Here is a 23,574-nt window from a genome sequence, read left to right as displayed (position 1 = left end):
GCAGCCAGGGCATTGTAGAGGATTGATCGGGGGATCAGAAGGCATGAGCATGGCCAGCCCGCGAGCGGCAGCCGCTGACACGACAAGGCCCCGCCGGTTGGACGGGGGCCTTGCAGATGTATCGGGTCATGGCCAGGGGCAAAGACAGTACCCGGCCGATGAGCTGGGGGCGGATCAGGCCGTTTGGCGCAGGGCCTGGATCTGGGCGGCGCCATTGATCACCGCCTGCAAGGAGGCGTTGACCACGTCGCGACCGATGGCGACCCCGCACATGCGCTGGCCATCGACGCTCAGCAGCACATAGGCGGCGGCGCGAGACTCGGTGCCCGCGCTCAGGGCATGCTCCGAGTAGTCGAGCACGTCTATGTGCATGCCGGTCTGGCGCTCCCAGCCGTTGACCAGCGCCGTGATGGCCCCCTCCCCCTCGCCCCGCAATTGCAGCGAGCCATCTGGGGTCTGCAGCTCGAGGTGCAGGCTCTCCTGGCCGTCGTGACCGAGCTGGAAGCGGCCGATGCGATAGCCGTGCACCGGCTCAAGATAATGTTGCTCAAACAGGGCGCGGATCTGCGCCGGGTTTATCTCGCTGCTGCTCGCCTCGGCCTGGGCCTGGACCCGACGGCTGAAGTCGATCTGCAGCCAGCGCGGCAGTTGCAGGCCAAGATCGCGCTCCAGCAGATAGGTGACGCCCCCCTTGCCGGACTGGCTGTTGATACGGATCACCGCCTCGTAGCTGCGACCGAGATCGGCCGGATCTATGGGCAGGTAGGCTACATCCCAATAGGCGTCGGGCTTCTCGGCCGCCAGGGACTTGCGGATGGCGTCTTGGTGGCTGCCGGAAAACGCCGTGTAGACCAGCTCGCCGGCATAGGGGTGACGCGGGTGCAGGGCTATCTGGGTGCAGGCGCCCACGGTCGCGACTATGGCATCCATGTCCGACAAGTCCAGCTCGGGATCTATGCCCTGGCTGTAGAGGTTCATGGCCATGGTGACTATGTCCATGTTGCCGGTGCGCTCGCCATTGCCAAGCAGGGTGCCCTCGATGCGATCGGCCCCCGCCAGCACAGCCAGTTCGGCGGCAGCCACACCGCAGCCTCTGTCGTTGTGGGTGTGAATGGAGATGCTCACCTCGGGGCGCGCCTTGAGGTGGCGGCAGAACCACTCCACCTGATCCGCAAACACGTTGGGGGTGCTCACCTCGACCGTGGCCGGGAGGTTCAGGATCATGGGGCGGGCGGCGGGGCGCCACTCGTCGATCACGGCGTCACACACCTCCACCGCGAACTCCACCTCTGTGCTGCTGAAGCTCTCGGGGGAATATTGGAAACTCCACTCTGTGCCCGGGTTCCTTGCCGCATGCTCGCGTACCCAGCGCGCCCCCTGCACGGCGATGGCCTTGACCCCCTCCTTCCCTGAGTTGAACACATAGTTGCGCTGGGTCGGGTTGACCGAGTTGTAGACGTGAACGATGGCGCGCTTGGCCCCCTTGAGGGATTCAAAGGTGCGGATGATGAGATCTTCGCGGGCCTGCACCAGCACCTGTATGGTGACGCCATCGGGAATGAGATTGCGCTCAATAAGCTCACGCACGAAGTCAAAATCGGGCTGGGAGGCGGCCGGGAAGCCCACCTCGATATGCTTGAAGCCGACATGGAGCATCAGTGCCCACATCTGCAGCTTCTGGGCCACCGTCATAGGCTCGACCAGCGCCTGGTTGCCGTCGCGCAAGTCCACGGCGCACCAGAGCGGCGCGCGCTCCAGCACCCGGTTGGGCCATTGGCGATCCGTCAATGCGATGACGGGGGCGGGGCGGTATTTGCGATGATCGAAGCTCATATTCAGATTCCCTTGGCTGATGTCCTTGAGGTGCGGCGCCGTTGCGGGCTATGAAGATGAGCAACGACGCGACTGGGCAGGCAAGCAGACGGGGTAAGGAGGGGGAAGCAGGCTGGCGCGGTAACGCTGGCCCTGACGGTTGCGCGGGTGGTAACCCCACAACCGGTTTCCTGTGGCCCCTCTGGGTAAAAGGGGACGGCCTTCGCTGCCGGATAAGCAACTGGCCCTGATCCTCGCACCCCGCTGTTGCGGGCGCAGACGACCTTATGTGATGAGAAACCAGTATATAGAGGCGGCTCGGGTGAGTGAGTGCAAAGATTGCGAATAAAAGCCACCAAGGCGCAATCATTGTCACCTTTACGCCACTAAAAGGGATTATATCGCCCAATCCTGACCCTATTCTCTCTCCCCTGCGCACCTCACTCCCATGACAGAGGCTGGCCGGATCCGCCAAAAAACAAAAAACCCGCCATCGCTGGCGGGGTTTTTCAGGGTTCGCAAGTATTGTGCAAAGAAGGAAAGAAAGACTCCCCTGCCCTTGTTACGCAATGCTTAGCGGTTTTTCACTTTCTGGTGCAGCTCCTGCACCGAGTTGACGTTGGCGGTGGCATCCATGCTGATGGCCATGCAGGTGGCAAACGCCTCATTCATGGTGGTGGTATAAGCCACCTTGTGCTGCAAGGCGGCGCGGCGCAACTGCTTGGAGTCCTGAATCGCCACTCGCCCTTCGGCGGTGTTGACGATGTAGGTGTACTCGCCGTTCTTGATGCGATCCAGGATGTGCGGGCGACCCTCGTGCACCTTGTTGACCAGGCGCGGGTTGATGCTCGCTTCACCCAGCGCCACTGCGGTGCCGTGAGTGGCATCCAACTCGTAGCCCAGCTCCAGCAGCTTGGCGGCCAAATCCACCACCAGCGCCTTGTCGCTGTGACGCACCGACAAGAGCGCGCGACCCTCTTTCGGCACCGCATGGCTGGCACCCAGCTGGGCCTTGGCATAGGCCTCGGCAAAGCTGCTGCCCACCCCCATTACTTCACCGGTAGAGCGCATCTCTGGCCCCAGCAGCGGATCCACGCCCGGGAACTTGGCGAACGGCAGTACCACCTCTTTCACCGAGTAGTAAGGCGGGATGATTTCGGTGGTAAAGCCCTGATCTTTCAGGCTCTGACCGGCCATGACGCGGGCGGCAATCTTGGCCAGCGGCGCACCGGTCGCCTTGGAGACGAAGGGCACGGTACGGGCAGCACGGGGGTTCACCTCGATGAGGTAGATGTCATCGCCCTTGACCGCAAACTGCACGTTCATCAGGCCGACCACACCGAGTTCCAGCGCCAATTTCCGTACCTGCTCGCGGATCTCGTCCTGAATTTTCTTGGACAAGGTATAAGGTGGCAGGGAGCAGCCGGAGTCACCGGAGTGGATACCGGCCTGCTCGATATGCTCCATGATGCCGCCGATGACCACATCGGTGCCGTCGCAGATGGCATCCACGTCCAGCTCGGTAGCGTCATCGAGGAAGCGGTCAAGCAGTACCGGCGATTCGTTGGAGACGCTCACCGCCTCGGCGAAGTAGCGACGCAGGTCGGTCTCGTCATAGACGATCTCCATGGCGCGGCCACCCAGCACGTAGGAGGGGCGCACCACCAGCGGGTAGGTGATCCGCTCGGCGGTCAGCACTGCCTGCTCCAACGCGGTGACTGTGCCGTTTTCCGGCTGCTTGAGGCCCAGACGCTCGACGGCGGACTGGAAGCGCTCGCGGTCTTCGGCGCGGTCGATGGCATCCGGGCTGGTACCGATGATCGGCACGCCGTTCGCTTCCAATGCCCGTGCAAGCTTGAGCGGGGTCTGGCCGCCGTACTGCACTATGACGCCCTTGGGTTTCTCGATGCGCACGATTTCCAGCACGTCTTCCAGGGTCACCGGCTCGAAGTAGAGGCGATCCGAGGTGTCGTAATCGGTGGAGACGGTTTCCGGGTTGCAGTTGACCATGATGGTCTCGTAACCGTCTTCGCGTAGGGCCAGTGCCGCATGGACGCAGCAGTAGTCAAACTCGATGCCCTGGCCGATACGGTTCGGGCCACCGCCGATGATCATGATCTTGTCACGATTAGTCGGGTTGGCCTCGCACTCTTCGTCATAGCTCGAATACATGTAGGCGGTGTTGGTGGCGAACTCGGCCGCGCAGGTATCGACCCGCTTGTAGATTGGGAATATGTTGTGGCGGGCACGCAACTTGCGCACCTCGCCCTCGGCCACGCCGAGGATCTTGGCCAGGCGTGCGTCGGCGAAGCCTTTGCGCTTGAGGGCGCGCAGGAAGTCGGCATCGAGACCGGCCATGCCGCGCTCTTTCACCTGCTCTTCCAGCTTGATGAGATCTTCTATCTGCACCAGGAACCAGGGGTCAATCTTGGTCAGCTTGAAGATGCCGTCCATGGAGAGACCGGCGCGAAACGCATCGGCGATGTACCAGATCCGATCGCAGCCAGCGTCTTGCAGCTCGTGGCGGATGCGGGTCAGGGAGTCAGGGGCATTGAGGTCAACCATGGGGTCGAAGCCGGTCTTGCCGGTCTCGAGGCTACGCAGCGCCTTGTGCAGGGACTCCTGGAAGTTGCGGCCAATCGCCATCACTTCACCGACCGACTTCATCTGGGTGGTGAGACGGTCGTTGGCACCGGCAAATTTTTCGAAGTTGAAGCGTGGCACCTTGGTGACCACGTAGTCGATGGCCGGCTCGAAGGAGGCCGGAGTACGACCGCCTGTGATGTCATTCATCAGCTCGTCCAGGGTGTAACCGATGGCGAGCTTGGCGGCGATCTTGGCGATGGGGAAACCGGTCGCCTTGGAGGCCAGCGCGGAGGAGCGGGACACCCGCGGGTTCATCTCTATGATGACCATGCGGCCATCTTTCGGGTTGATGCCGAACTGGACGTTGGAGCCACCGGTTTCGACCCCGATCTCGCGCAGTATCGCCATGGAGGCGTTGCGCATGATCTGGAACTCCTTGTCGGTCAGCGTCTGGGCTGGCGCGACCGTGATGGAGTCACCCGTGTGTATGCCCATGGGGTCGAAGTTTTCGATGGTGCAGACGATGATGCAGTTGTCGTTGCGATCCCGCACCACTTCCATCTCGTACTCTTTCCAGCCGATCAGCGACTCATCGATGAGCAGCTCCTTGGTCGGCGAGAGATCCAGACCACGCTCGCAGATCTCGACGAACTCTTCGGTGTTGTAGGCGATGCCGCCGCCCGAGCCACCCATGGTAAAGGAGGGACGTATGATGCAGGGGAAACCGACCATCTGCTGCACGCCCCACGCCTCTTCCATGTTGTGGGCGATGCCGGCGCGCGGGCACTCCAGGCCGATGCTCTTCATGGCGATGTCGAAGCGGCGGCGATCTTCGGCCTTGTCGATGGCGTCGGCGGTGGCGCCTATCATCTCGACCCCGAACTCGGCCAGCACGCCGTGTTTTTCCAGATCCAGCGCACAGTTCAGCGCAGTCTGGCCGCCCATGGTGGGCAGCACCGCATCCGGGCGCTCCTTCTTGATGATCTCGCGCACCACTTCCCATGTGATGGGCTCTATGTAGGTGGCATCGGCCATCTCGGGGTCCGTCATTATGGTGGCCGGGTTGGAGTTCACCAGGATGACGCGGTATCCCTCCTCGCGCAGGGCCTTGCAGGCCTGGGCGCCGGAGTAGTCAAATTCGCAGGCCTGACCGATGACGATGGGGCCGGCGCCGAGGATCAGGATGCTCTGTAGGTCGTTACGTTTTGGCATGGCTTCTCTTTTCCTCTTAAGCGCGATACTGCTTGATCAATTCAATAAAGTGGTCGAACAGACCGGCACAGTCGTGCGGGCCCGGGCTCGCCTCGGGGTGACCCTGGAAGCTGAAGGCCGGACGGTCGGTGCGGTGGATGCCTTGCAGAGAACCGTCAAACAGGGAGACGTGGGTGGCGCGCAGGCAAGCCGGCAGGTTGTGCTCATCGACCGCGAAACCGTGGTTCTGGGCGGTGATCATGACGGTATTGTCATCGAGACTCTTCACCGGGTGGTTGGCACCGTGGTGGCCGAACTTCATCTTCATCGTCTTGGCACCCGAGGCCAGACCCAGCAGCTGGTGACCCAGGCAGATACCGAACACAGGGGTGTTGGTATTGAGGAAGGCCTTGATGGCCTCGATGGCGTAGTCGCAGGGCTCGGGGTCACCCGGGCCGTTGGAGAGGAAGATGCCATCGGGATTCATCGCCAGCACCTCGGCGGCCGGAGTCTTGGCCGGCACCACTGTCAGGCGGCAGCCACGGTCCACCAGCATGCGCAGAATGTTGCGCTTGACGCCAAAGTCGTAGGCCACCACGTGGTATTTGAGTTCATCTGCCGCCGGGGTGACATGCCCCTTGCCGAGCTGCCAGCTGCCTTCGGTCCAGTTGTACGCCTCGCCAACCGTGACCTCTTTGGCCAAGTCCATTCCCTTCAAACCGGGGAAGGCGCGCGCCTGCTCGAGGGCATATGCCTCATCGACTTGCTTGCCCGCCAGGATGCAACCGGCCTGAGCGCCTTTCTCGCGCAGGATGCGGGTCAGTTTGCGGGTGTCGATGTCGGCGATGCCAACTATGTTGTGAGACTTGAGGTAATCGGAGAGGGATTGCTGATTGCGGAAATTGGAGGCAAGTATCGGAAGGTCCCGGATGATCAATCCCTGAGCGTGGATTTGACTGGACTCTTCATCTTCGCTGTTGGTGCCGGTGTTGCCTATATGAGGGTAAGTGAGGGTGACTATCTGACGGGAATAAGAGGGATCGGTGAGGATTTCCTGATAGCCCGTCATCGACGTATTGAAAACCACTTCACCAACGGAACATCCCTCGGCGCCTATCGACACGCCTTTGAACACAGTTCCATCTTCCAGCACTAGCAATGCAGTGTGATTCAAGACAACCTCCAGTTATTTAGCTTTAAATTCAGCAATTTACCTGGGTGTTGCGGGTCCGGACGCTGTTTGAAACAGGGCTCAAACCCGGCAGATTTCTGGCAAATTGGGCGCATTCTACTTAAAAACGATCGCATTTCAACGTCTTTTCTCGTTTTAAATGCATCTAAATTCAATAAAAAAGCAACATTACCCATTATCTATGCACTCAATCGCTTTGCAACCCCCACCGTCAAAAGAAAAGCCAAAACCCGACACAAAAGAGATGCCCCATGCCGCGCAACTCACAAAAATAGACATTTAAACCTTAAAAAACAACAAATTAAAATTTACAAATAAAATTCACAAAGGCTTAAACGAGCATTTTATTGACAGATGAGTGCTGATTAAAAATAGAAAACGTTTTTCTCATTTTGAATTTTTAGTCTTTTTCATGTCATGTAAAAAAATGCGGGTGCAGGGGGCATTGAGGCTCAATCCCGTTACCCTTTGATGACATTTGAGCCATGGGTGGATGGGATGAATTGAACAAAGAAGAGGTTTAGGCCATTTCACATAAAAAACAGGGTGTAAGTGCCATTTATACAAAAAGATATGAAAAACCCCGGCGAACCGGGGTTTGGCAACACTGTCAGGAGTGGGCTCATTGCGGCCCGCCTGCCGCCACCTTGGCCGCTCACTTGAGGTCGAGCACATCCTGCATGTCGTAGAGACCGGCACTCTGGCGGCCAAGCCACTTGCCCGCCCGCACGGCGCCATTGGCGAAGGTGAGACGGCTGGAGGCCTTGTGGCTGATCTCCACCCGCTCGCCGATGTCGGCAAACATGACTGTGTGCTCCCCCACCAGATCGCCGGCGCGAATGGTGGCAAAGCCGATGGTGTTGCGATCCCGCTCACCTGTGATCCCCTCACGGCCGTAGACGGCGCACTCTTTCAGGTCACGTCCGAGCGTCCTGGCCACCACTTCCCCCATGGAGAGCGCAGTGCCGGACGGTGCATCCACCTTGTGGCGATGATGCCCTTCGATGATCTCGATGTCGGTGTAATCCCCCATCACCTTGGCGGCCTGCTCCAGCAGCTTGAACACTAGGTTGACGCCGACCGAGTAGTTGGAGGCGAAGACGATGCCGATCTGCTTGCCAGCCTCTTTCAGGGCGGCCTTGCCTGCATCGTCAAAGCCGGTGGTACCGATCACCATCTGCTTCTGATGAGCCAGCGCAAACGCCAGGTTGGCCAGGGTCACCTCGGGACGGGTGAAGTCGATGATGAGATCAAACTCATCGCGCACCTTGTCCAGGCTGTCGCTGATGCTCACCCCAAGCTTGCCCAACCCGTTAAGCTCACCGGCATCCAGGCCTATCACGGCAGAGCCGGGCCGCTCCAGCGCCGCCCCGACCACCACGCCCTCGGCGTTGGTGATGGCTTCCAGCAGCACCTTGCCCATACGACCATTACAGCCCATCACGGCCACACGGATCGGATTGTCCATCTCCACCCTCTCATCTGTTTATTATGGAAAGAGACCGTTTTACCAGCCCGCGCCCCCTTTGAAAAGCCGTGAGACACCCTCTTCGGTTCGGGCTCGACAGTGAACCGCTCAAAATGGCTGATGCACAGGCTTGCCACTTCTCCTCGCAGACTGACGGTTTGGGGTTTGCTAGATACAGCGCCATATGATAGATTTCCGCCAACCAAAAAGACCCAGTCGACACCTTTTTTCACCAGGAGATAAACCAGGAGATAAACATATGGATGCGGGATTGCTGTGTGTACTGGGCCTTATGTTGCTCGGCCTTATCGCGCTTGTGGCTGCGCTGCGGTTTGGCGGGCCGAGCCCTGCACCAGCGATGGCCAGCATCAATAACCCTTTCAAAGGGCATGACTGGAGCGGCATGCCGCCCCTCTCAAGGTACCCGGCGCGTGACGGCAAGCAGTTGGCCTACCGGCAATATGGTGCAACGGGCGATAAGGTCAGGGGCAGCGTGGTGCTGGTTCACGGCTCTTCTGCCAGCAGCCAGAGCATGCACAAGATGGCAAATGCCTTCTCACAAGCGGGATTCGATGCCTACGCCCTCGATATTCGCGGCCATGGCGAATCTGGCAGCAAAGGCACCATTGCCTACATCGGTCAGCTCGAAGACGACCTGGAAGATTTCATTAAGGCGGTGGCCCCCAGCAAACCAGCCACTCTCATCGGCTTCTCGTCAGGGGGTGGCTTCGTGCTGCGCGTTGCCGGCAGTTCGCGACAAACCCTGTTCGATAATTATCTACTCCTCTCCCCCTATCTTGGCCCCACGGCCGCCAACTACAGGCCCAACAGCGGGGGTTGGGTGCGCGTCGGCCTTCCTCGCCTGATCGCATTGAGCATCCTCAACGGGCTGCATGTCTCTGCACTGAACCATCTGACTGTGCTTAACTTTGCGCTCAATGAAGAAGCGAAAACTCTTCTGACCCCCTCCTACTCATTCAACCTCGCCTCGAACTTCCAGCCAGAGCGCGACTACCAGCAGAATTTGCGCAATGTAAAACGCCCCTGCGCCGTGATTGCGGGCACCGATGATGAGGCATTTAAAACCGACCAACTGGAACCCGAGTTAAGAGCGCTGGGCATTCAATGGCCCCTCACCCTGGTGCCAGATATAGGCCACATTCTCCTGACCCTCGATAAACGCGCCCTGGCTACAGCCGTTAAGGCTGTAGAGAAAATGACGCAGTAACAGCGCCACCCTGACCGAATATCAACACCGCCTTGTGACCTGCGGATGCCAGTACGGCTTTCGTCATGCTCGGTATGGCGGCATTGATGCCTTAATCCCACACGCAAAGCGCCCGGATATTCAGTACCACCAAATTCTCCGTCAGCCACACTCCATGTCTGTGAAAAACACCCAGAAAACCCAGGGCACGACACGGAACAATTAACAGAGTTTATTAATTTTTCCGAATATACTTTTGATATTTTTACAGATACAGAATTGAAAGATAAAAACACCTATCCATCTGGACGTCTATCTTGACCGAATGGCCCCGACTCACTACTGTAGGCGCCCCATAGCGGCAGGATGCCCGCCAGGTTCACCCCCATATCAGGGCTGGCTGCGACAGGGAGGTCATGTTCAACCACAGAGGAACACATGATCCAGACCCAACCCAGTGCCAGAGCCCTGCTGCCTCTTCTGGTCTTTCTCGCTCTCTTTATCGGTACCGGCACCTGGCTCACCCTGCAGGGAGTCGAGTTCGCCTTCTATCAGCTGCCCGCCCCCGTGGCCGCCCTGCCCGCCGTCATGCTGGCGCTGATGCTGGGGAAAGAGGGGTTCAACAAGAACCTGGAGACCTTCTTCAAGGGGGTCGGTGACAGCAACATAATGGCCATGTGCCTCATCTACCTGCTGGCGGGCGCCTTTGCCACCGTGGCCAAGGCCACCGGCGGGGTGGATGCCACAGTCGCCATGGGCCTGTCGCTGATCCCGGGCTGGTTCCTGTTGCCGGGGCTGTTCCTCATTTCTGCCTTTATTGCCACCGCCATGGGCACCTCCATGGGCACGATCGGTGCCGTGGCCCCCGTGGCCCTTGGCGTGGCCCAGGCCGCCGGCATAGATCCGGTACTGATGGCCGGCACCATTCTCTCCGGCGCCATGTTCGGCGACAACCTCTCCATCATCTCCGACACCACCATCGCCGCGACCCGCAGCCAGGGCTGCGAGATGAAGGACAAGTTTCGCGAGAACTTCAAGATTGCCGCCCCTGCCGCCATCGGGGTGATCCTGCTCTATCTGACCCTGGGGTCCGTGGGGGAAGCCCCCGCCACGACAGCCCATGCGGATCTGTTCAAGGTGATGCCCTACCTGCTGATCCTGGTGCTGGCTCTGTCCGGCATGAACGTCTTCATGGTGCTGGGCATTGGCATACTGGCCGCCGGCGCCGTGGGCATGGTCAGCGATTATCCGCTGGGCCAGTTCAGCAAGGACATCTATCAGGGCTTCACCGGCATGCAGGAGATCTTCCTGCTCTCCATGCTGATCGGCGGTCTCGGCGCCCTGATGGAACGCCAGGGCGGGCTGGCCTGGATCAGCGAGCGGATCAGCGCCCTGATCGCCCGCTTCACCCGCCAGCACGATGGCGAACAGAACGAGAAGGCGGCCGAGCTCGGCATCGCCGGCGTGGTGGGGCTGACCAACCTCTGCACCGCCAACAATACGGTGGCCATTATCGTCGCCAGCAAGGTAGCACGGGAGCTGGCGGAGCATCACGGCGTCACCCCGCGCCGCGCCGCCTCCATGCTGGATATCTTCTCCTGCGTGGTGCAGGGCCTCATCCCCTGGGGCGCCCAGGCGCTGCTGCTGGGCTCCATCTTCGCCCTCTCCCCGCTGGCGGTGGTGAGCATGAGCTTCTATCCCATGGCCCTGGCGCTGGCGGCGCTGGTGGCCGTGTTCGTCAAGCATCAGATGGGCAAGACTGCTGACAAGTAACCCAATCCACTGCCGGACGGGGCATTGAGTCCTGTCCGGCGGCCCATTCAAGCAGGGCTGGTCACGCTGTTCATCCCCCGCCAGCCTTGTTAAGGTAACCCCAGCCCGTTGCGGCAACCCATCTGCACCACACGGGTGCACACCAGAGGAGCCCCCATGCCGGATGATACCCAGCCTGAAAGACAATCCCTGCGCCAGCTCATCCGCCAGCGCAGAAAGAGCCTGAGCCAAGCCGAGCAGCAGGAAGCCGCCCAGCAGCTGGTTGCCCAGTTCAAGCAACATCCGGAGATACTGGCGGCAAGACGCATCGCCCTCTATCTGGCCAACGACGGCGAACTCAATCCCCTGCCCGCCATCCACTGGCTCTGGGCCCAGCAAAAGGAGGTCTACCTGCCGGTGCTGCACCCCTTCACCCCGGGTCATCTGCTCTTCTTGCGCTATACCGCCACCAGCCCCATGACCCGCAATCGCTACGGCATCGCCGAGCCTGAGCTGGACATGTCCCAGGTGGTGCCTCACAGCACGCTCGACCTTATTTGCACCCCGCTGGTGGCGTTCGATGCCGAGGGCAACCGGCTCGGCATGGGCGGCGGCTATTACGATCGCACCCTCGCCTGCTGGCATGAACACAGGCTGGGCCCCAAACCGCTGGGGCTCGCCCACGACTGCCAGCAGGTGGAGGCGGTGCCGCAGGAGGAGTGGGACGTGCCGCTGCCGCAGATCATCACCCCCAGCCGCTGCTGGCAATTTCCATGACCATCAGGCAGTCGGCCCGCACTGACTGCCTGCCCCTCTCTGTCTTGGGCTTGGCCTGCTCCGTTTTGCGTGCGATACCGCCACTTTTTCACACACCTCTGCCCCGTCCGGGCGACAGGGCTCAATAAACAGGCAAACGATTTACATCTTGGGGATTTTTGGGCCGGAACGTGAGCGCTGTGGTCGCCCTGAGGGGGATGCTTGGATATAATGCGCCCGCTTTTTCCCAAAGGATCCATCATGACTCAAGATGAAATGAAGAAAGCGGCCGGTTGGGCTGCGCTCAAGTACGTGGTTCCCGGCACCATAGTCGGGGTAGGCACAGGCTCTACCGTCAACCACTTCATCGACGCGCTGGCGACCATGAAGGACGAGATCAAGGGGGCCGTATCCAGCTCAGTGGCCTCCACCGAGCGCCTCAAGGGCCTTGGCATCCAGGTGTTTGACCTCAACGACATCGATGCCCTCTCCGTCTATGTGGATGGTGCCGACGAGATCAACGCCAGCCGCGACATGATCAAGGGCGGTGGCGCCGCCCTGACCCGCGAGAAGATAGTCGCCGCCGTGGCCGACAAGTTCATCTGCATCATAGACAACACCAAAACCGTGGACGTGCTGGGTCAGTTCCCGCTGCCGGTGGAAGTGATCCCCATGGCCCGCGAATACGTGGCCCGCGAGATCAAGAAGCTGGGCGGCAATCCAGTCTGGCGTGAAGGTGTGGTCACCGACAACGGCAACATCATACTGGACGTCAAGGGGATGGCCATCGAGGATGCCAAAGGGCTGGAAGTGCAGCTCAACGCCATCGTCGGCGTGGTCACCAATGGCTTGTTCGCCCACCGCGGTGCTGACGTTGTGCTGATCGGCACACCGGATGGTGTCATCACCCAATAAGGTTGTCTGCCAAGCAGCAGCTCAACGGCATCATGGTCGGCGTGGTTATCCAGTAACACCGCTGGATGGGGGCAGCTCAGTTCGGCAGCCACCGCAGGCTTATGCCCCAAGATTGCCCCCTGAATGAAAGACGGCGCCTGATGGCGCCGTTTTCATTTATCCCTCAATGAGTTGCAAACTGTGGTTTACAACTATCGTTGAAAACTTCAAAGAATTTGACTTTCGTCACAAATATTCCCTCTCCCAACCGTTTTTGTTACTTTACGGTTTTCTTCACACACCATATCTGCACTCATTCTTTGCATACATAGAGGGATCGTCATGACTGCCAAGTTTTCGCTGGACAAGGATAAGATCAAGGTGCTGCTGCTGGAGGGAGTCCATCCCAACACGGTGGAAACCTTTCGTGCCGCCGGTTACACCAGCGTGGAGTACCTCAAGACCTCCCTGTCGGAAGAGGATCTGATCGAACGCATTCGTGACGTGCATTTCGTGGGCCTGCGCTCCCGTACCCAGCTCACCGAGAAGGTGCTGGATGCCGCCGGCAAGCTGGTCGCCATCGGCTGCTTCTGCATCGGCACCAACCAGGTCGACCTCGATGCCGCCCACCTGCGTGGCATCCCTGTGTTCAACGCCCCCTTCTCCAACACCCGCTCGGTGGCCGAGCTGGTACTGGGCGAGATACTGCTGCTGCTGCGCGGCATCCCGGAGAAGAACGCCAAGTGCCATCGCGGCGTGTGGGAAAAACTGGCCAACCGCTCGGTCGAAGCCCGTGGCAAAAAGCTTGGCATCATAGGCTACGGCCACATCGGCACCCAGCTCGGCATCATAGCCGAGAGCATAGGCCTCAAGGTCTACTACTACGACATCGAGAACAAGCTCTCCCTCGGCAACGCCATCCAGGTGCCGAGCATGGTCGAGCTGCTCAACATGTCTGACATCATCAGCCTGCACGTCCCCGAAACCGCCTCCACCAAGGATCTGATCGGTGCCGAGCAGCTGCGCATGATGAAGCCGGGCGCCATCTTCATCAACGCCTCCCGCGGTACCGTGGTGGACATAGATGCGCTGGCCGACGTCATCAAGAGCGGCCACCTCTCGGGCGCCGCCATCGATGTCTTCCCGAGCGAGCCCAAGTCCAACGACGAGGAGTTCCTGACCCCGCTGCGCGGCCTGGACAACGTGCTCCTGACCCCGCACATAGGTGGCTCCACCCAGGAAGCCCAGGAGAACATAGGGTTGGAAGTGGCCAACAAGCTGGTCAAGTATTCCGACAACGGCTCCACCCTCTCCGCCGTCAACTTCCCGGAAGTCTCACTGCCGGGCCACAAGGGTTCCAGCCGCCTGCTGCACATTCACCGCAACCAGCCGGGCGTGATGAACCAGATCAACCAGATCTTCGCCGAAGAGGGGATCAACATCGCCGGTCAATATCTGCAGACCAGCAGCCATATTGGTTACGTGGTGATCGACGTGGAGACGGAGCACAGCGAGAAGGCCCTCTCCAAGCTCAAGGAGATCAACGGCACCATACGTGCCCGGATCCTGCACTGATGCCCTGAGCCCCGGCGCTCGGCCAACAAAAAGCCCGTCAGATGACGGGCTTTTTTATGCCAATAAAGAAGCTTGCTCTCGCAAGCTACCACCAGCCCAGCTGGGTTATGCCCCACCGGGCTTTTCTTGGTACCGAAAGTGCTACCACCAGCCCAGCAGGGTTATGCCCCACCGGGATTTTCTTGGTACCGAAAGCACTACCACCAGCCCAGCAGATTGCGTCCCACCAGGGCGCCCCACACCAGGGCGTTGAGGGCCAGCGCGATAAAGACGGCGGCGGAGCCGAGATCCTTGGCGCGGCCCGACAGCTCGTGATGCTCCGAGCCCACCCTGTCCACCACGGCCTCGATGGCGGAGTTGAGCACCTCGACGATCACCACCAGCCAGCTGATAACGATGAGCAGCAGGATCTGATTGAGGGAATCCCCGAGCCAGAAGGCCAGCGGCATCAGCAACAGGATCAGCACCAGCTCCTGCCGGAAGGCCGCCTCGTTGATCCAGGCTGACTTGAGCCCCTTCATGCTGTAACCGGTTGCGTTGATGATGCGGGTGACCCCGGTTGCCCCTGGCTTTGCCACGCTATCTACCTCATTTGGAATCGTTTTGGGGCTCACATCCTATCAGAGCCCCTCAAGGTTTCAATCAGGGGGTTTTTGCTTTATTTTATCCCCTTGCATTTTCGGCACGCCGTCGAGCAACAGCCCACGCCACCCACTCGAGAATTGAGTCGTATGTCCATTCACACCGATGAATTGCGCACCCGTCGCCTGGAGTCCCTGATCACTCCGAGCGAGCTCGCGCACGCCTTCCCTATCAACGACACCATTGCCCAGAATCTGCTGGATGCCCGCCGCGAAGTGGAAGCCATTCTGGCCGGTGAGGATCAGCGCCTGCTGGTCATCGTCGGTCCCTGCTCCATCCATGATCCGGCCGCCGCTCACGAGTACGCCCGCCGCCTAAATGTCCTGCGCGAGCAGTACAAAGAGAGCCTCTGCATCGTCATGCGCACCTACTTCGAGAAGCCGCGCACCATAGTCGGCTGGAAGGGGCTCATCAATGATCCGCGCCTCGATGGCAGCTTCGACGTCAACGAAGGGCTGAAACTGGCCCGCAAGCTGCTGGTCGACATCAACGAGATCGGCATGCCCACCGCCACCGAGTTCCTCGACATGGTGACCGGCCAGTACATCAGCGACCTCATCACCTGGGGCGCCATAGGGGCGCGCACCACCGAATCCCAGGTGCACCGCGAGATGGCCTCCGCCCTCTCCTGCCCCGTCGGCTTCAAGAACGGCACCGACGGCAACACCCGCATCGCCATCGATGCGGTGCGCGCCGCCCGTCACAGCCACATCTTCTACTCCCCGGACAAGGACGGCAAGATGACCATCTACCGCACCGCCGGCAACCCCTACGGCCACGTGATCCTGCGTGGCGGCCACAGACCCAACTACGACACCGCCAGTGTCGACGAGGCATGCGAGGCCCTGGCTGACGTGGGTCTGCCCGAGCGGCTGGTGGTGGACTTCAGCCACGGCAACAGCATGAAGGATCACCGTCGTCAGCTGCTGGTGGCACAAGACATCTGCGATCAGCTGCGCCGCGGCCGCACCGGCATCGCCGGCATCATGGCCGAGAGCTTCCTGGTGGAAGGACGTCAGGACGTGGAGAACGGCTGCGCCGCCACCTTCGGCCAGAGCATCACGGATGCCTGCCTGTCCTGGAACGACACCGAGACCCTGCTGGCCATGCTGGCAGAAGCCGCTCAGGCGCGTCTGCAACGCTGCGCGGTCTGAATCGGTGACAATGGCTCACACCGCCGTCTTTCAGATAGTGCCGCTGAGCCAGGCACGACTGGCGCAATGGGCAGCCCTGCGCCAGCTGTTGTGGCCCAATCATGACGCCTCGGCTCACCTGCAGGATGGTATCGCTATGCTGGCCAATGCACGCCAGAGTGCCTTCCTTGCCCTCGATGAGCATGGACAAGCGGTGGGCTTTGCCGACGCAGCCCTGCGCCTGGATTACGTGAACGGCTGCGAGAGCAGCCCCGTGGTCTATCTCGAGGGGATTTATGTGCAACCACAGCAGCGCCGCCTGGGCGTGGCCCGGGCCCTGATCTCCCATGTGGAGCGCTGGGGTATCGAGCATGGCTGTCATGAGCTCGCCTCCGATACCGCCATCGAGAACCTCGCCTCACAACAGATGCACCAGCAGCTGGGTTTCAGCGAAACCGAGCGGGTGGTTTTCTTCAAAAAGGCCCTTGGCTGACGCCAGGGGCCTTTCCTGTTTCTCACAAGCTCGGCATAAACCAGACCCGGCCGGCCGCCTCGATACGATCCGTCTTTATCTGGAACACCCGCTCCAGCAAGGCTTCGTCGATAAGCGCTGTTCCCCCCTCGCTCACCACCCGCCCCTGTTGCAGACAGAGGATCCGATCCGCCCAGTCGATGGCCAGGTTGATGTCGTGGATGGCGAGTACCACCAGCAGTCCCTGCCGGGCCAGCGTCTTCAGCAGCCGCAACAGCGCCAGCTGATGGTGCAGATCCAGCCCCGCCAGCGGCTCGTCCAGCAGCAGTACCCGGCCTGCCGGATTGAGGCTGGGCCACAGCTGCAGCAGGGTGCGAGCAATCAGCACCCGCTGCTGCTCCCCGCCGGAGAGCCTGCTGAAATCGCGCGCCAGCAGCGTGCTCAGCTCCAGTGCATCACACAGGGCGTCGATGGCCTCGCTCTGGGCCTGCTTCACATCGCGCTGCGTGCCGGCCTCCACCCCGTCGTCCAGCCCTATGGCCAGCACCTGAAACACCGGAATATGAAACAGCTGGGGCTGGCGCTGGGGCAGCATGGCGCGGCGCCGGGCCAGCTCGGGCCAGCTCAGCTCGCTGACCGCCTCCCCGCAGAGCCGCACCCTGCCCGTTGCGGGCAGAATGCCGGCCAGGGCACCGAGCAGGGTGGATTTGCCGCTGCCGTTGGGACCGAGCAGGGCCACCAGCTGGCCCCCCTGCCAGCACAGATCGAGCGGGGCCAATCGCTCGGGGATGGCGAGGGCGTGCGCCTCGATCAGGGGAGCCGGTTCAAGCGCAGAGGGATCAGCGGGCAGCATAAGCACCTTGCCTCAGCAGCGGGTAGACAGCTTGTGCACGTCGGCATTCGGGCCGGTATTTATGCGGTGGCATGGGCATCTTGTCTCAGCAGCAGGTAAATGAAGAGCGGCGCCCCCACGGAGGCGGTGATGACACCGATGGGCAGCTCGCCTGCACTCAAGGCCGAGCGCGCCACCAGATCGGCACCGAGCAGCAGGGCGCCGCCTCCCAGCGCCGAGGCGGGCAGCAAAAAGCGCTGATCGCTGCCGCCGCACAAGCGCAGCAGATGGGGCACCACCAGCCCGACGAAGCCGATGACACCGCACAGGGATACCGCCAGGCCGGTGAGCAGACAGACCGCCAGCACCAGCCGCACCCGCATCCTGTCCACGTCCAGTCCCATCAGGCGGGCCTGGGTCTCCCCCAGCAGCAGTTGCTGCAAGGCCTTGCCCTGCCAGCAGAGCCAGCCCAGGGTGAGCGGCAGCGCCAGCCACCACCAGCCGAGCTGCTGACTGCCGTAAGCGAGGCTGCCCATCATCCAGAACATGTATTCGCGCAGGGAGCCGTCGTCGGCAAAGTACATCAACCAGGTCATGGCCGCGTTGGTGAGGATGCCGATGGCCACCCCGAACAGCAGCAGGCGGGCATGGCCGAGCCGGGCCCGGCGTGCCAGCCGTATGAGCAGCATGGTAACCAGCAGGGCGCCACCGAAAGCCGCCAGCGACAGCCCCCAGCCCGGCAGATAGACGCCGAGGGATTTGGCCACCGCCATCGCCACCATGGCAGCCAATCCCGCCCCGCTCGAGACGCCGAGCAGGCCGGGTTCGGCCACAGGGTTGTGCAGCATCACCTGCAGCACGGCGCCGCCACAGGCGAGCGCGGCCCCGGCCAGCAGGGCCAGCAGGGCGCGCGGCAGCCGCAGCTCCAGCAGGATGCGCTGCTCTAGCTCTCCCATGGGTTGCCAGGGCAGCAGCACGAATTCGCCCCAGGCGAGGGAGAAGAGAAACAGCGTGAGGGTCAGCAGCGCCAGGCCGAGCAACCAGCCCCGCTGCCAGCGGCGCTGGCGGGCGAGCAGAGAGAGATACACAGAGGATCCCCGAACGTGAACAAGGCCCGGCGCCGATGCGGGATTGACCAGCCCGGCGCACAAGGATGAAAAACGCATGATAACAGCGTGTTACCACCCGAGGTCAAGGCTGGTAAGGCTTGGCCAGGGCCTGGATTTCGCCGCTGGCCACCAGCTCCTGCAGCGCCAGCGCCAACGGCTGTCTGAGCGCCTGATGGGGTGAGTGCTTGCTCATGCCCAGATAGAGCACCACTGGCTGGGGCGGCTGGTAGGCCGCCTTGATGAGGCCGGCCTCGTTGTGCAGGCTCAGGGCATAATCCACCTGGCAGTCTGTGCCTATCATCAGCGGCAGGTGGCCCCGCTGCACCATGCGCAGCAGTTGATCCTCGGTGGGCACGCCGTGCTTGTCGAGCCGGTTGTCGGTATCAAACGGTTCAAAATAGACGGAATTGAGCACATAACCCACCTTCTGCTCCCGCAGATCGGCGTAGGTGCGCAGGGTCGATACCGCCGCAGCCTTGCCATAAAACGCAGGCCGGCACTGGTAATAGGCCGGTTGCAGATAATCGATGAACTGTGCCCGCTCCGGCGTCATGGCCAGGCCTATCATGAGGTCGACCTGACCGGTCTGCATCTGCTTGAGCGCCCGTCCCCAGGGCACGCGTTTCACCTCGAACGGTATGCCACTGCGGCGTTGCAGCCGTTGCAGAATGTCCATGTCCAGCCCCCGGAACTGACCGTCCGGTTGCGAGATCCGAAAGGGTGGCCAGACATCGGTGGCCACCGTCAGGGTCGGCGCCCCGTGCGCCAGGCAGGCAAACAGCAGACCAAGCACACCCCAGCTTGTCTTGCCCATCCCGTTGAACCTCGTGTTACCCCATCCTTGATGGGTTAAAAATACCCTGCTGCCCCACTTATGGAAACCCGTGGTTCAGAGATAAAATGCGATTGATTTTAAAGGAGAACCTAATGAACCCTATCATTGCCAGTATCGGTCTGTTGGTGTGCAGCAACGTCTTCATGACCTTCGCCTGGTATGCCCATCTCAAGAGCATGAACCACAAACCCTGGATCATCGCCGCCCTGGTGAGCTGGGGCATAGCTCTGTTCGAATACCTGTTGCAGGTGCCCGCCAACCGCATCGGCCATACGGTACTCTCGGTCGGTCAGCTCAAGATATTGCAGGAGGTGATCACCCTGACCGTGTTCGTCCCCTTCTCGGTCTTCTATCTGAAAGAGGATCTGAAGTGGGATTACCTCTGGGCCGGCCTGTGCATCATGGGCGCTGTGTTTTTTGTGTTTCGCGAGAAACTTACCGGCGCCTGAGGCTGTACACTCTATGACATTCAATGTAATGGCATCTGCTTGATAGACGAGGCAAAACCATGGAATTGCGAGACATGCTACAGATCCTGGCCCAGCAGGACGGCTCCGACCTCTATCTGTCGACCGGCGCCCCCCCCTGCGCCAAGTTCAATGGCGGATTGCGTCCCCTGCTGGAGACGCCGCTCGAGCCGGGCGAGGTGGCGAAGATTGCCGCCGACATCATGGACGGCGAGCAGAAGCTGCAGTTCGAACGGGAGCTGGAGATGAACCTCGCCATCTCCTTGCCCCAGATAGGGCGCTTTCGGATCAACATCTTCAAGCAGCGCAACGAAGTCTCCCTGGTGGCCCGCAACATCAAGACCGAGATCCCCCGCTTCGAGGATCTGAAACTCCCCCCCGTGCTGCTCGACACCATCATGGAGAAACGCGGCCTGGTGCTGTTCGTCGGGGGTACCGGCTCGGGCAAGTCCACCTCGCTGGCGGCTCTCATCGACCATCGCAACCGCAACAGCGGCGGCCACATCATCACCATAGAGGATCCGGTGGAGTTCGTTCACCGCCACCGCAAGAGCATCATCAACCAGCGGGAGGTGGGGGTGGATACCCGCAGCTTCCACGCCGCGCTCAAGAATACCCTGCGCCAGGCGCCGGACGTGATCCTCATCGGCGAAATTCGCGACCGCGAAACCATGGAGCATGCGCTGGCCTTCTCCGAAACCGGTCACCTCGCCATCTCCACCCTGCACGCCAACAACGCCAACCAGGCGCTGGATCGCATCATCAACTTCTTCCCGGAGGAGCGCCGCCCGCAGCTGCTCAACGATCTGGGCAACAACCTCAAGGCCTTTGTCTCCCAGCGGCTGGTCAAAACCACGGACGGCGGCCGCCGGGCGGCGGTGGAGATCATGCTGGGCACCCACACCATCCGCGACATGATCAAGCGCGGCGAGTTTGGCGGCCTCAAGGAGGTGATGGAGAAGTCCAAGGCCCTCGGCATGGTCACCTTCGACAGCGCCCTGTTCGATCTGGTGGTGGAAGGAGTGATCGAGGAGGAAGAGGCGGTGAAAAACGCCGACTCGGCCAACAACCTGCGCCTCAAGATCAAGCTGTGGAAGGAGAAGGGCCAGATAGCCAGCAGCAGCGATGCCACGGGTTGGAGTCTGGAGCCCACCAAGGATGAGAAAGACGAACTCTTCTAGTGCGAGTCACCCCCTCCCCCGTTAAACAGACACCCGCTTCCGCGGGTGTCTGTTTAAAAAAAGTGCTGTTTATTCAATATCATCTTCGCCCTCTCAACCCGTTGACAACCTGACATCTGGTGAACTATCGCGCTGCCTGCGACAGTTTCTGTCACCACAAATGACAAAATCATCACTTCGCCCAAAAACCCTGTGCGAAGTGTGACTGAAAGCACTTTCAAACCAGCTTCAAAGGAGGCACTATCAAGGGGATGTATCAATAAAGGGGTATTCAATGTTGTTACAACCTGCCAATACAGCAAAATCCAGACAGTTGCTGAACGAGACCATGGCCTTGGTTCTCGCAGGAGGGCGGGGCAGTCGCCTCAAGCAGTTGACGGACAACAGGGCGAAACCGGCAGTGCATTTCGGCGGCAAGTTCCGCATCATCGACTTCGTACTCTCCAATTGCATCAACTCGGGGATCCGCCGGGTCGGCGTGGTCACCCAATACAAGTCTCACAGCCTGCTGCGCCACCTGCAATCGGGCTGGTCATTCCTTCGCTACCAGATGAACGAGTTCATCGACTTGCTGCCAGCCCAGCAACGGGTGGACGAGGTCAACTGGTATCGCGGCACTGCCGATGCCGTCTATCAGAACCTGGATATCATTCGCGATCACGGCCCCAAATATGTGGTGGTGCTGGCGGGGGATCACATCTACAAGATGGATTACGCCGCCATGCTGCTTGACCACGTCAACATGGGCGCCAAAGTCACGGTGGCCTGCATCGAGGTACCACGTACCGAAGCGAGCGCCTTTGGCGTGATGGCGGTGGATGATGATCGCAAGATCAACGCCTTCGTCGAAAAACCGGCCAATCCGCCGGCCATGCCGGGCAAGGCCGATATGGCACTGGCCTCCATGGGGGTCTATATCTTCGAGGCCGAGTATCTCTACCAGTTGCTGGAAGAGGATCTGGCCAACCAGGAATCCCACCACGATTTTGGCATGGACGTGATCCCGCGAGTGGTCAAGGAGGGCACCGCCTACGCCCATCCGTTCAGCATGTCCTGCGTCGGCTGCTGCCCGCAAAAGCGCCCTTACTGGCGCGATGTGGGGACTGTGGATTCGTTCTGGGAAGCCAACATGGATCTCGCCTCTGTGACGCCCGAACTCGACATCTATGATCAGGAGTGGCCCATCTGGACCAGCCAGAACATGACGCCCCCCGCCAAGTTCGTGCAGGACAGAAACAGTCAGCACGGCATGACCATCAACTCCATGTTTTCCGGCGGCACCATCGTCAGCGGCTCCTTCATCGTGAGCTCTGTGTTGTTCACCAATGTGCGGGTCGACTCCTTCTGTACTCTGGATCAGGCGGTGATCTTCCCCGGGGTCGAGATAGGGGCCGGCTGCCGGTTGCGCCGGGTCGTGGTCGACAAGGGCTGCAAACTGCCGGAAGGCCTGGTGGTGGGGGAGAACGCCTGCGAAGACGCTCGCCGCTTCCACCGCTCCGAGCAGGGCATAGTGCTGGTCACCAAGGAGATGCTGGCCAAGCTGTGAGCGCCAGCTTCGGATGCCAAAAGGGAGCCCGACCGGCTCCCTTTTTACATTTGCTTACCGCTCGCCCCTTGCCTGGCAGGCACGCGGGCATGCTACTCTGCCGACCCAAGCCTGCCTTCGTCTCATCATGGAACTGCATATGAAAAAACTGGATGTTGCCCGTCTTGCCAGCCTCGCCGACGAGGCCGCCCACTCCCCGCGCCAGCGCATGAACCACAATCTGCACGACGAGCTGGCCGACCCCATCCAGCGCCTCGCCATCGCCATGGAGCCAAAGACCTACATACGCCCCCATCGCCACCTGCAGACCTGGGAGCTGCTCACCGCCCTGTGCGGGCGCTTCGTGGTGCTCAACTTCGATGACGAGGGCACCGTCATTGCCCGCGCCCTGCTAGGGGAAGAGACCTCGGTGCTGGAGACCCCGGTCGCCACCTGGCATGCGGTGCTATCTCTGGATCCCGGCGCCGTCATCTTCGAGGTGAAACACGGCCCCTACGCCCCCTTTCGGGAAGAGGACTTCGCCCCTTGGTCACCGGCCGTGGATGACATCGAGGGCCAGCAGGCCCTGATGGCCTGGTATCGCCACGCCGAGGTGGGTCAGCGCTGGCCGGGGCGCTGAGCCCCTCCTCCGCCAGGCAGCCCCATCGCTGCCAGCCATAAAAAAGACCCGCCAGTGGCGGGGCTTTTTTTTTTTTCCGATGAAAAGGAGGAAACCGCCGGGGTTGCCCCTTTTTTCCCAAAACATTCTCTTTCTTTTTTACCACTTAACCCGCCGCCCGAGAGGAGAATGGAGGAGGTTGTGGTGGGCGCTGTGACTTAAAAAAAAAAAAAAAGGAAATAAAAAAAAAAGAAAGAAAGGAAAAGGGAAAGCAGAAGGAGAAAAAAAAAGGAGAAAAGAGAAGAAGAAAAGAAGGGGGGGAAGAA

General features: G+C 60.7%; 19 protein-coding genes. 11 read left to right on the top strand and 8 right to left on the bottom strand.

Going from position 1 to position 23,574, the window contains the following annotated elements; translation table 11 throughout:
- Positions 1-174: 174 nt before the first annotated feature.
- The 4 genes from leuA to dapB form a co-directional block, all read right to left on the bottom strand.
- Positions 175-1,833, bottom strand: a complete 1,659-nt coding sequence (gene leuA / locus AACW87_RS04780) for a 2-isopropylmalate synthase (protein ID WP_241326709.1) — start codon at positions 1,831-1,833, stop codon at positions 175-177.
- Positions 1,834-2,385: 552 nt separating this feature from the next.
- Entirely contained in the window at positions 2,386-5,610 is a 3,225-nt protein-coding gene (gene carB, locus AACW87_RS04775) for a carbamoyl-phosphate synthase large subunit (RefSeq protein ID WP_042866219.1), read from the bottom strand.
- A 16-nt stretch (positions 5,611-5,626) separates the two neighbouring features.
- Positions 5,627-6,763 carry a glutamine-hydrolyzing carbamoyl-phosphate synthase small subunit gene (gene carA, locus AACW87_RS04770; RefSeq protein ID WP_241326708.1) on the bottom strand — a complete coding sequence of 379 codons (1,137 nt, stop codon included), beginning with the start codon at positions 6,761-6,763 and terminating at the stop codon, positions 5,627-5,629.
- A 673-nt stretch (positions 6,764-7,436) separates the two neighbouring features.
- A complete protein-coding gene (dapB, locus tag AACW87_RS04765) occupies positions 7,437-8,249 on the bottom strand; it encodes a 4-hydroxy-tetrahydrodipicolinate reductase (protein ID WP_043139237.1) in 813 nt (270 codons plus the stop codon).
- A 259-nt stretch (positions 8,250-8,508) separates the two neighbouring features.
- Between dapB and AACW87_RS04760 the strand changes: the two genes are divergently transcribed.
- The 5 genes from AACW87_RS04760 (at position 8,509) to serA (ending at position 14,433) form a co-directional block, all read left to right on the top strand.
- Positions 8,509-9,477: an alpha/beta hydrolase gene (locus tag AACW87_RS04760; protein ID WP_241326707.1), complete on the top strand. Its 969-nt coding sequence runs from the start codon at positions 8,509-8,511 to the stop codon at positions 9,475-9,477.
- Between the two features lie 417 nt (positions 9,478-9,894).
- A complete protein-coding gene (locus tag AACW87_RS04755; protein ID WP_043556539.1) occupies positions 9,895-11,229 on the top strand; it encodes a Na+/H+ antiporter NhaC family protein in 1,335 nt (444 codons plus the stop codon).
- Between the two features lie 156 nt (positions 11,230-11,385).
- Positions 11,386-11,985 (top strand): 5-formyltetrahydrofolate cyclo-ligase, encoded by a 600-nt coding sequence (locus AACW87_RS04750; protein WP_241326706.1) that lies wholly within the window; start codon positions 11,386-11,388, stop codon positions 11,983-11,985.
- Positions 11,986-12,225: 240 nt separating this feature from the next.
- A complete protein-coding gene (gene rpiA, locus AACW87_RS04745; protein ID WP_043139230.1) occupies positions 12,226-12,879 on the top strand; it encodes a ribose-5-phosphate isomerase RpiA in 654 nt (217 codons plus the stop codon).
- A 321-nt stretch (positions 12,880-13,200) separates the two neighbouring features.
- Positions 13,201-14,433, top strand: a complete 1,233-nt coding sequence (serA, locus tag AACW87_RS04740; protein ID WP_241326705.1) for a phosphoglycerate dehydrogenase — start codon at positions 13,201-13,203, stop codon at positions 14,431-14,433.
- Positions 14,434-14,630: 197 nt separating this feature from the next.
- Here the strand turns inward: serA and AACW87_RS04735 are convergent, their stop codons facing one another.
- Entirely contained in the window at positions 14,631-15,011 is a 381-nt protein-coding gene (locus AACW87_RS04735) for a diacylglycerol kinase (protein ID WP_043139224.1), read from the bottom strand.
- Between the two features lie 153 nt (positions 15,012-15,164).
- Here AACW87_RS04735 and AACW87_RS04730 point away from each other — a divergent pair, with 153 nt between their 5' ends.
- Together AACW87_RS04730 and aac(6') are read left to right on the top strand one after the other, a co-directional pair.
- Positions 15,165-16,229 (top strand): 3-deoxy-7-phosphoheptulonate synthase, encoded by a 1,065-nt coding sequence (locus AACW87_RS04730; protein WP_241326704.1) that lies wholly within the window; start codon positions 15,165-15,167, stop codon positions 16,227-16,229.
- A 10-nt stretch (positions 16,230-16,239) separates the two neighbouring features.
- The gene (gene aac(6'), locus AACW87_RS04725) at positions 16,240-16,701 is read left to right on the top strand and encodes an aminoglycoside 6'-N-acetyltransferase (RefSeq protein ID WP_241326703.1); all 462 of its coding nucleotides are present in this window, start codon (positions 16,240-16,242) and stop codon (positions 16,699-16,701) included.
- A gap of 22 nt (positions 16,702-16,723) precedes the next feature.
- Here the strand turns inward: aac(6') and AACW87_RS04720 are convergent, their stop codons facing one another.
- From AACW87_RS04720 to AACW87_RS04710, 3 genes are all read right to left on the bottom strand, one after another.
- Complete coding sequence (locus tag AACW87_RS04720; RefSeq protein WP_241326702.1) at positions 16,724-17,533, bottom strand: ATP-binding cassette domain-containing protein; 810 nt, start codon at positions 17,531-17,533, stop codon at positions 16,724-16,726.
- 59 nt (positions 17,534-17,592) lie between these two features.
- Positions 17,593-18,600 (bottom strand): vitamin B12 ABC transporter permease BtuC, encoded by a 1,008-nt coding sequence (btuC, locus tag AACW87_RS04715; RefSeq protein ID WP_098983659.1) that lies wholly within the window; start codon positions 18,598-18,600, stop codon positions 17,593-17,595.
- A gap of 103 nt (positions 18,601-18,703) precedes the next feature.
- Positions 18,704-19,435 carry a substrate-binding periplasmic protein gene (locus AACW87_RS04710; RefSeq protein WP_241326701.1) on the bottom strand — a complete coding sequence of 244 codons (732 nt, stop codon included), beginning with the start codon at positions 19,433-19,435 and terminating at the stop codon, positions 18,704-18,706.
- A 113-nt stretch (positions 19,436-19,548) separates the two neighbouring features.
- Here AACW87_RS04710 and AACW87_RS04705 point away from each other — a divergent pair, with 113 nt between their 5' ends.
- From AACW87_RS04705 to AACW87_RS04690, 4 genes are all read left to right on the top strand, one after another.
- The gene (locus AACW87_RS04705; RefSeq protein ID WP_042866201.1) at positions 19,549-19,905 is read left to right on the top strand and encodes a DMT family protein; all 357 of its coding nucleotides are present in this window, start codon (positions 19,549-19,551) and stop codon (positions 19,903-19,905) included.
- 59 nt (positions 19,906-19,964) lie between these two features.
- Entirely contained in the window at positions 19,965-21,104 is a 1,140-nt protein-coding gene (gene tapW, locus AACW87_RS04700) for a type IVa pilus ATPase TapW (protein WP_043139208.1), read from the top strand.
- Positions 21,105-21,378: 274 nt separating this feature from the next.
- The gene (glgC, locus tag AACW87_RS04695; RefSeq protein WP_241326700.1) at positions 21,379-22,650 is read left to right on the top strand and encodes a glucose-1-phosphate adenylyltransferase; all 1,272 of its coding nucleotides are present in this window, start codon (positions 21,379-21,381) and stop codon (positions 22,648-22,650) included.
- A 139-nt stretch (positions 22,651-22,789) separates the two neighbouring features.
- The gene (locus AACW87_RS04690; RefSeq protein WP_241326699.1) at positions 22,790-23,269 is read left to right on the top strand and encodes a WbuC family cupin fold metalloprotein; all 480 of its coding nucleotides are present in this window, start codon (positions 22,790-22,792) and stop codon (positions 23,267-23,269) included.
- The last annotated feature ends 305 nt before the right edge of the window (positions 23,270-23,574 follow it).

The organism is Aeromonas sp. MR7 (assembly GCF_963899385.1).
GTDB classification, from domain to species: domain Bacteria; phylum Pseudomonadota; class Gammaproteobacteria; order Enterobacterales; family Aeromonadaceae; genus Aeromonas; species Aeromonas bestiarum.
Note: the sequence above shows the minus strand (reverse complement) of the source record. Positions and strands in the feature narration are given on the sequence as shown.

Bases quoted from the DNA above. Each gene is read 5' to 3' on its own strand.
- tapW (WP_043139208.1), top strand. From the start codon at position 19,965: ATGGAATTGCGAGACATGCTACAGATCCTGGCCCAGCAGGACGGCTCC.
- AACW87_RS04690 (WP_241326699.1), top strand. From the start codon at position 22,790: ATGAAAAAACTGGATGTTGCCCGTCTTGCCAGCCTCGCCGACGAGGCC.
- glgC (WP_241326700.1), top strand. From the start codon at position 21,379: ATGTTGTTACAACCTGCCAATACAGCAAAATCCAGACAGTTGCTGAAC.
- AACW87_RS04710 (WP_241326701.1), bottom strand. From the start codon at position 19,435: ATGGGCAAGACAAGCTGGGGTGTGCTTGGTCTGCTGTTTGCCTGCCTG.
- rpiA (WP_043139230.1), top strand. From the start codon at position 12,226: ATGACTCAAGATGAAATGAAGAAAGCGGCCGGTTGGGCTGCGCTCAAG.
- serA (WP_241326705.1), top strand. From the start codon at position 13,201: ATGACTGCCAAGTTTTCGCTGGACAAGGATAAGATCAAGGTGCTGCTG.
- AACW87_RS04730 (WP_241326704.1), top strand. From the start codon at position 15,165: ATGTCCATTCACACCGATGAATTGCGCACCCGTCGCCTGGAGTCCCTG.
- AACW87_RS04755 (WP_043556539.1), top strand. From the start codon at position 9,895: ATGATCCAGACCCAACCCAGTGCCAGAGCCCTGCTGCCTCTTCTGGTC.
- leuA (WP_241326709.1), bottom strand. From the start codon at position 1,833: ATGAGCTTCGATCATCGCAAATACCGCCCCGCCCCCGTCATCGCATTG.
- AACW87_RS04750 (WP_241326706.1), top strand. From the start codon at position 11,386: ATGCCGGATGATACCCAGCCTGAAAGACAATCCCTGCGCCAGCTCATC.
- dapB (WP_043139237.1), bottom strand. From the start codon at position 8,249: ATGGACAATCCGATCCGTGTGGCCGTGATGGGCTGTAATGGTCGTATG.
- AACW87_RS04720 (WP_241326702.1), bottom strand. From the start codon at position 17,533: ATGCTGCCCGCTGATCCCTCTGCGCTTGAACCGGCTCCCCTGATCGAG.
- AACW87_RS04760 (WP_241326707.1), top strand. From the start codon at position 8,509: ATGGATGCGGGATTGCTGTGTGTACTGGGCCTTATGTTGCTCGGCCTT.
- carB (WP_042866219.1), bottom strand. From the start codon at position 5,610: ATGCCAAAACGTAACGACCTACAGAGCATCCTGATCCTCGGCGCCGGC.
- AACW87_RS04705 (WP_042866201.1), top strand. From the start codon at position 19,549: ATGAACCCTATCATTGCCAGTATCGGTCTGTTGGTGTGCAGCAACGTC.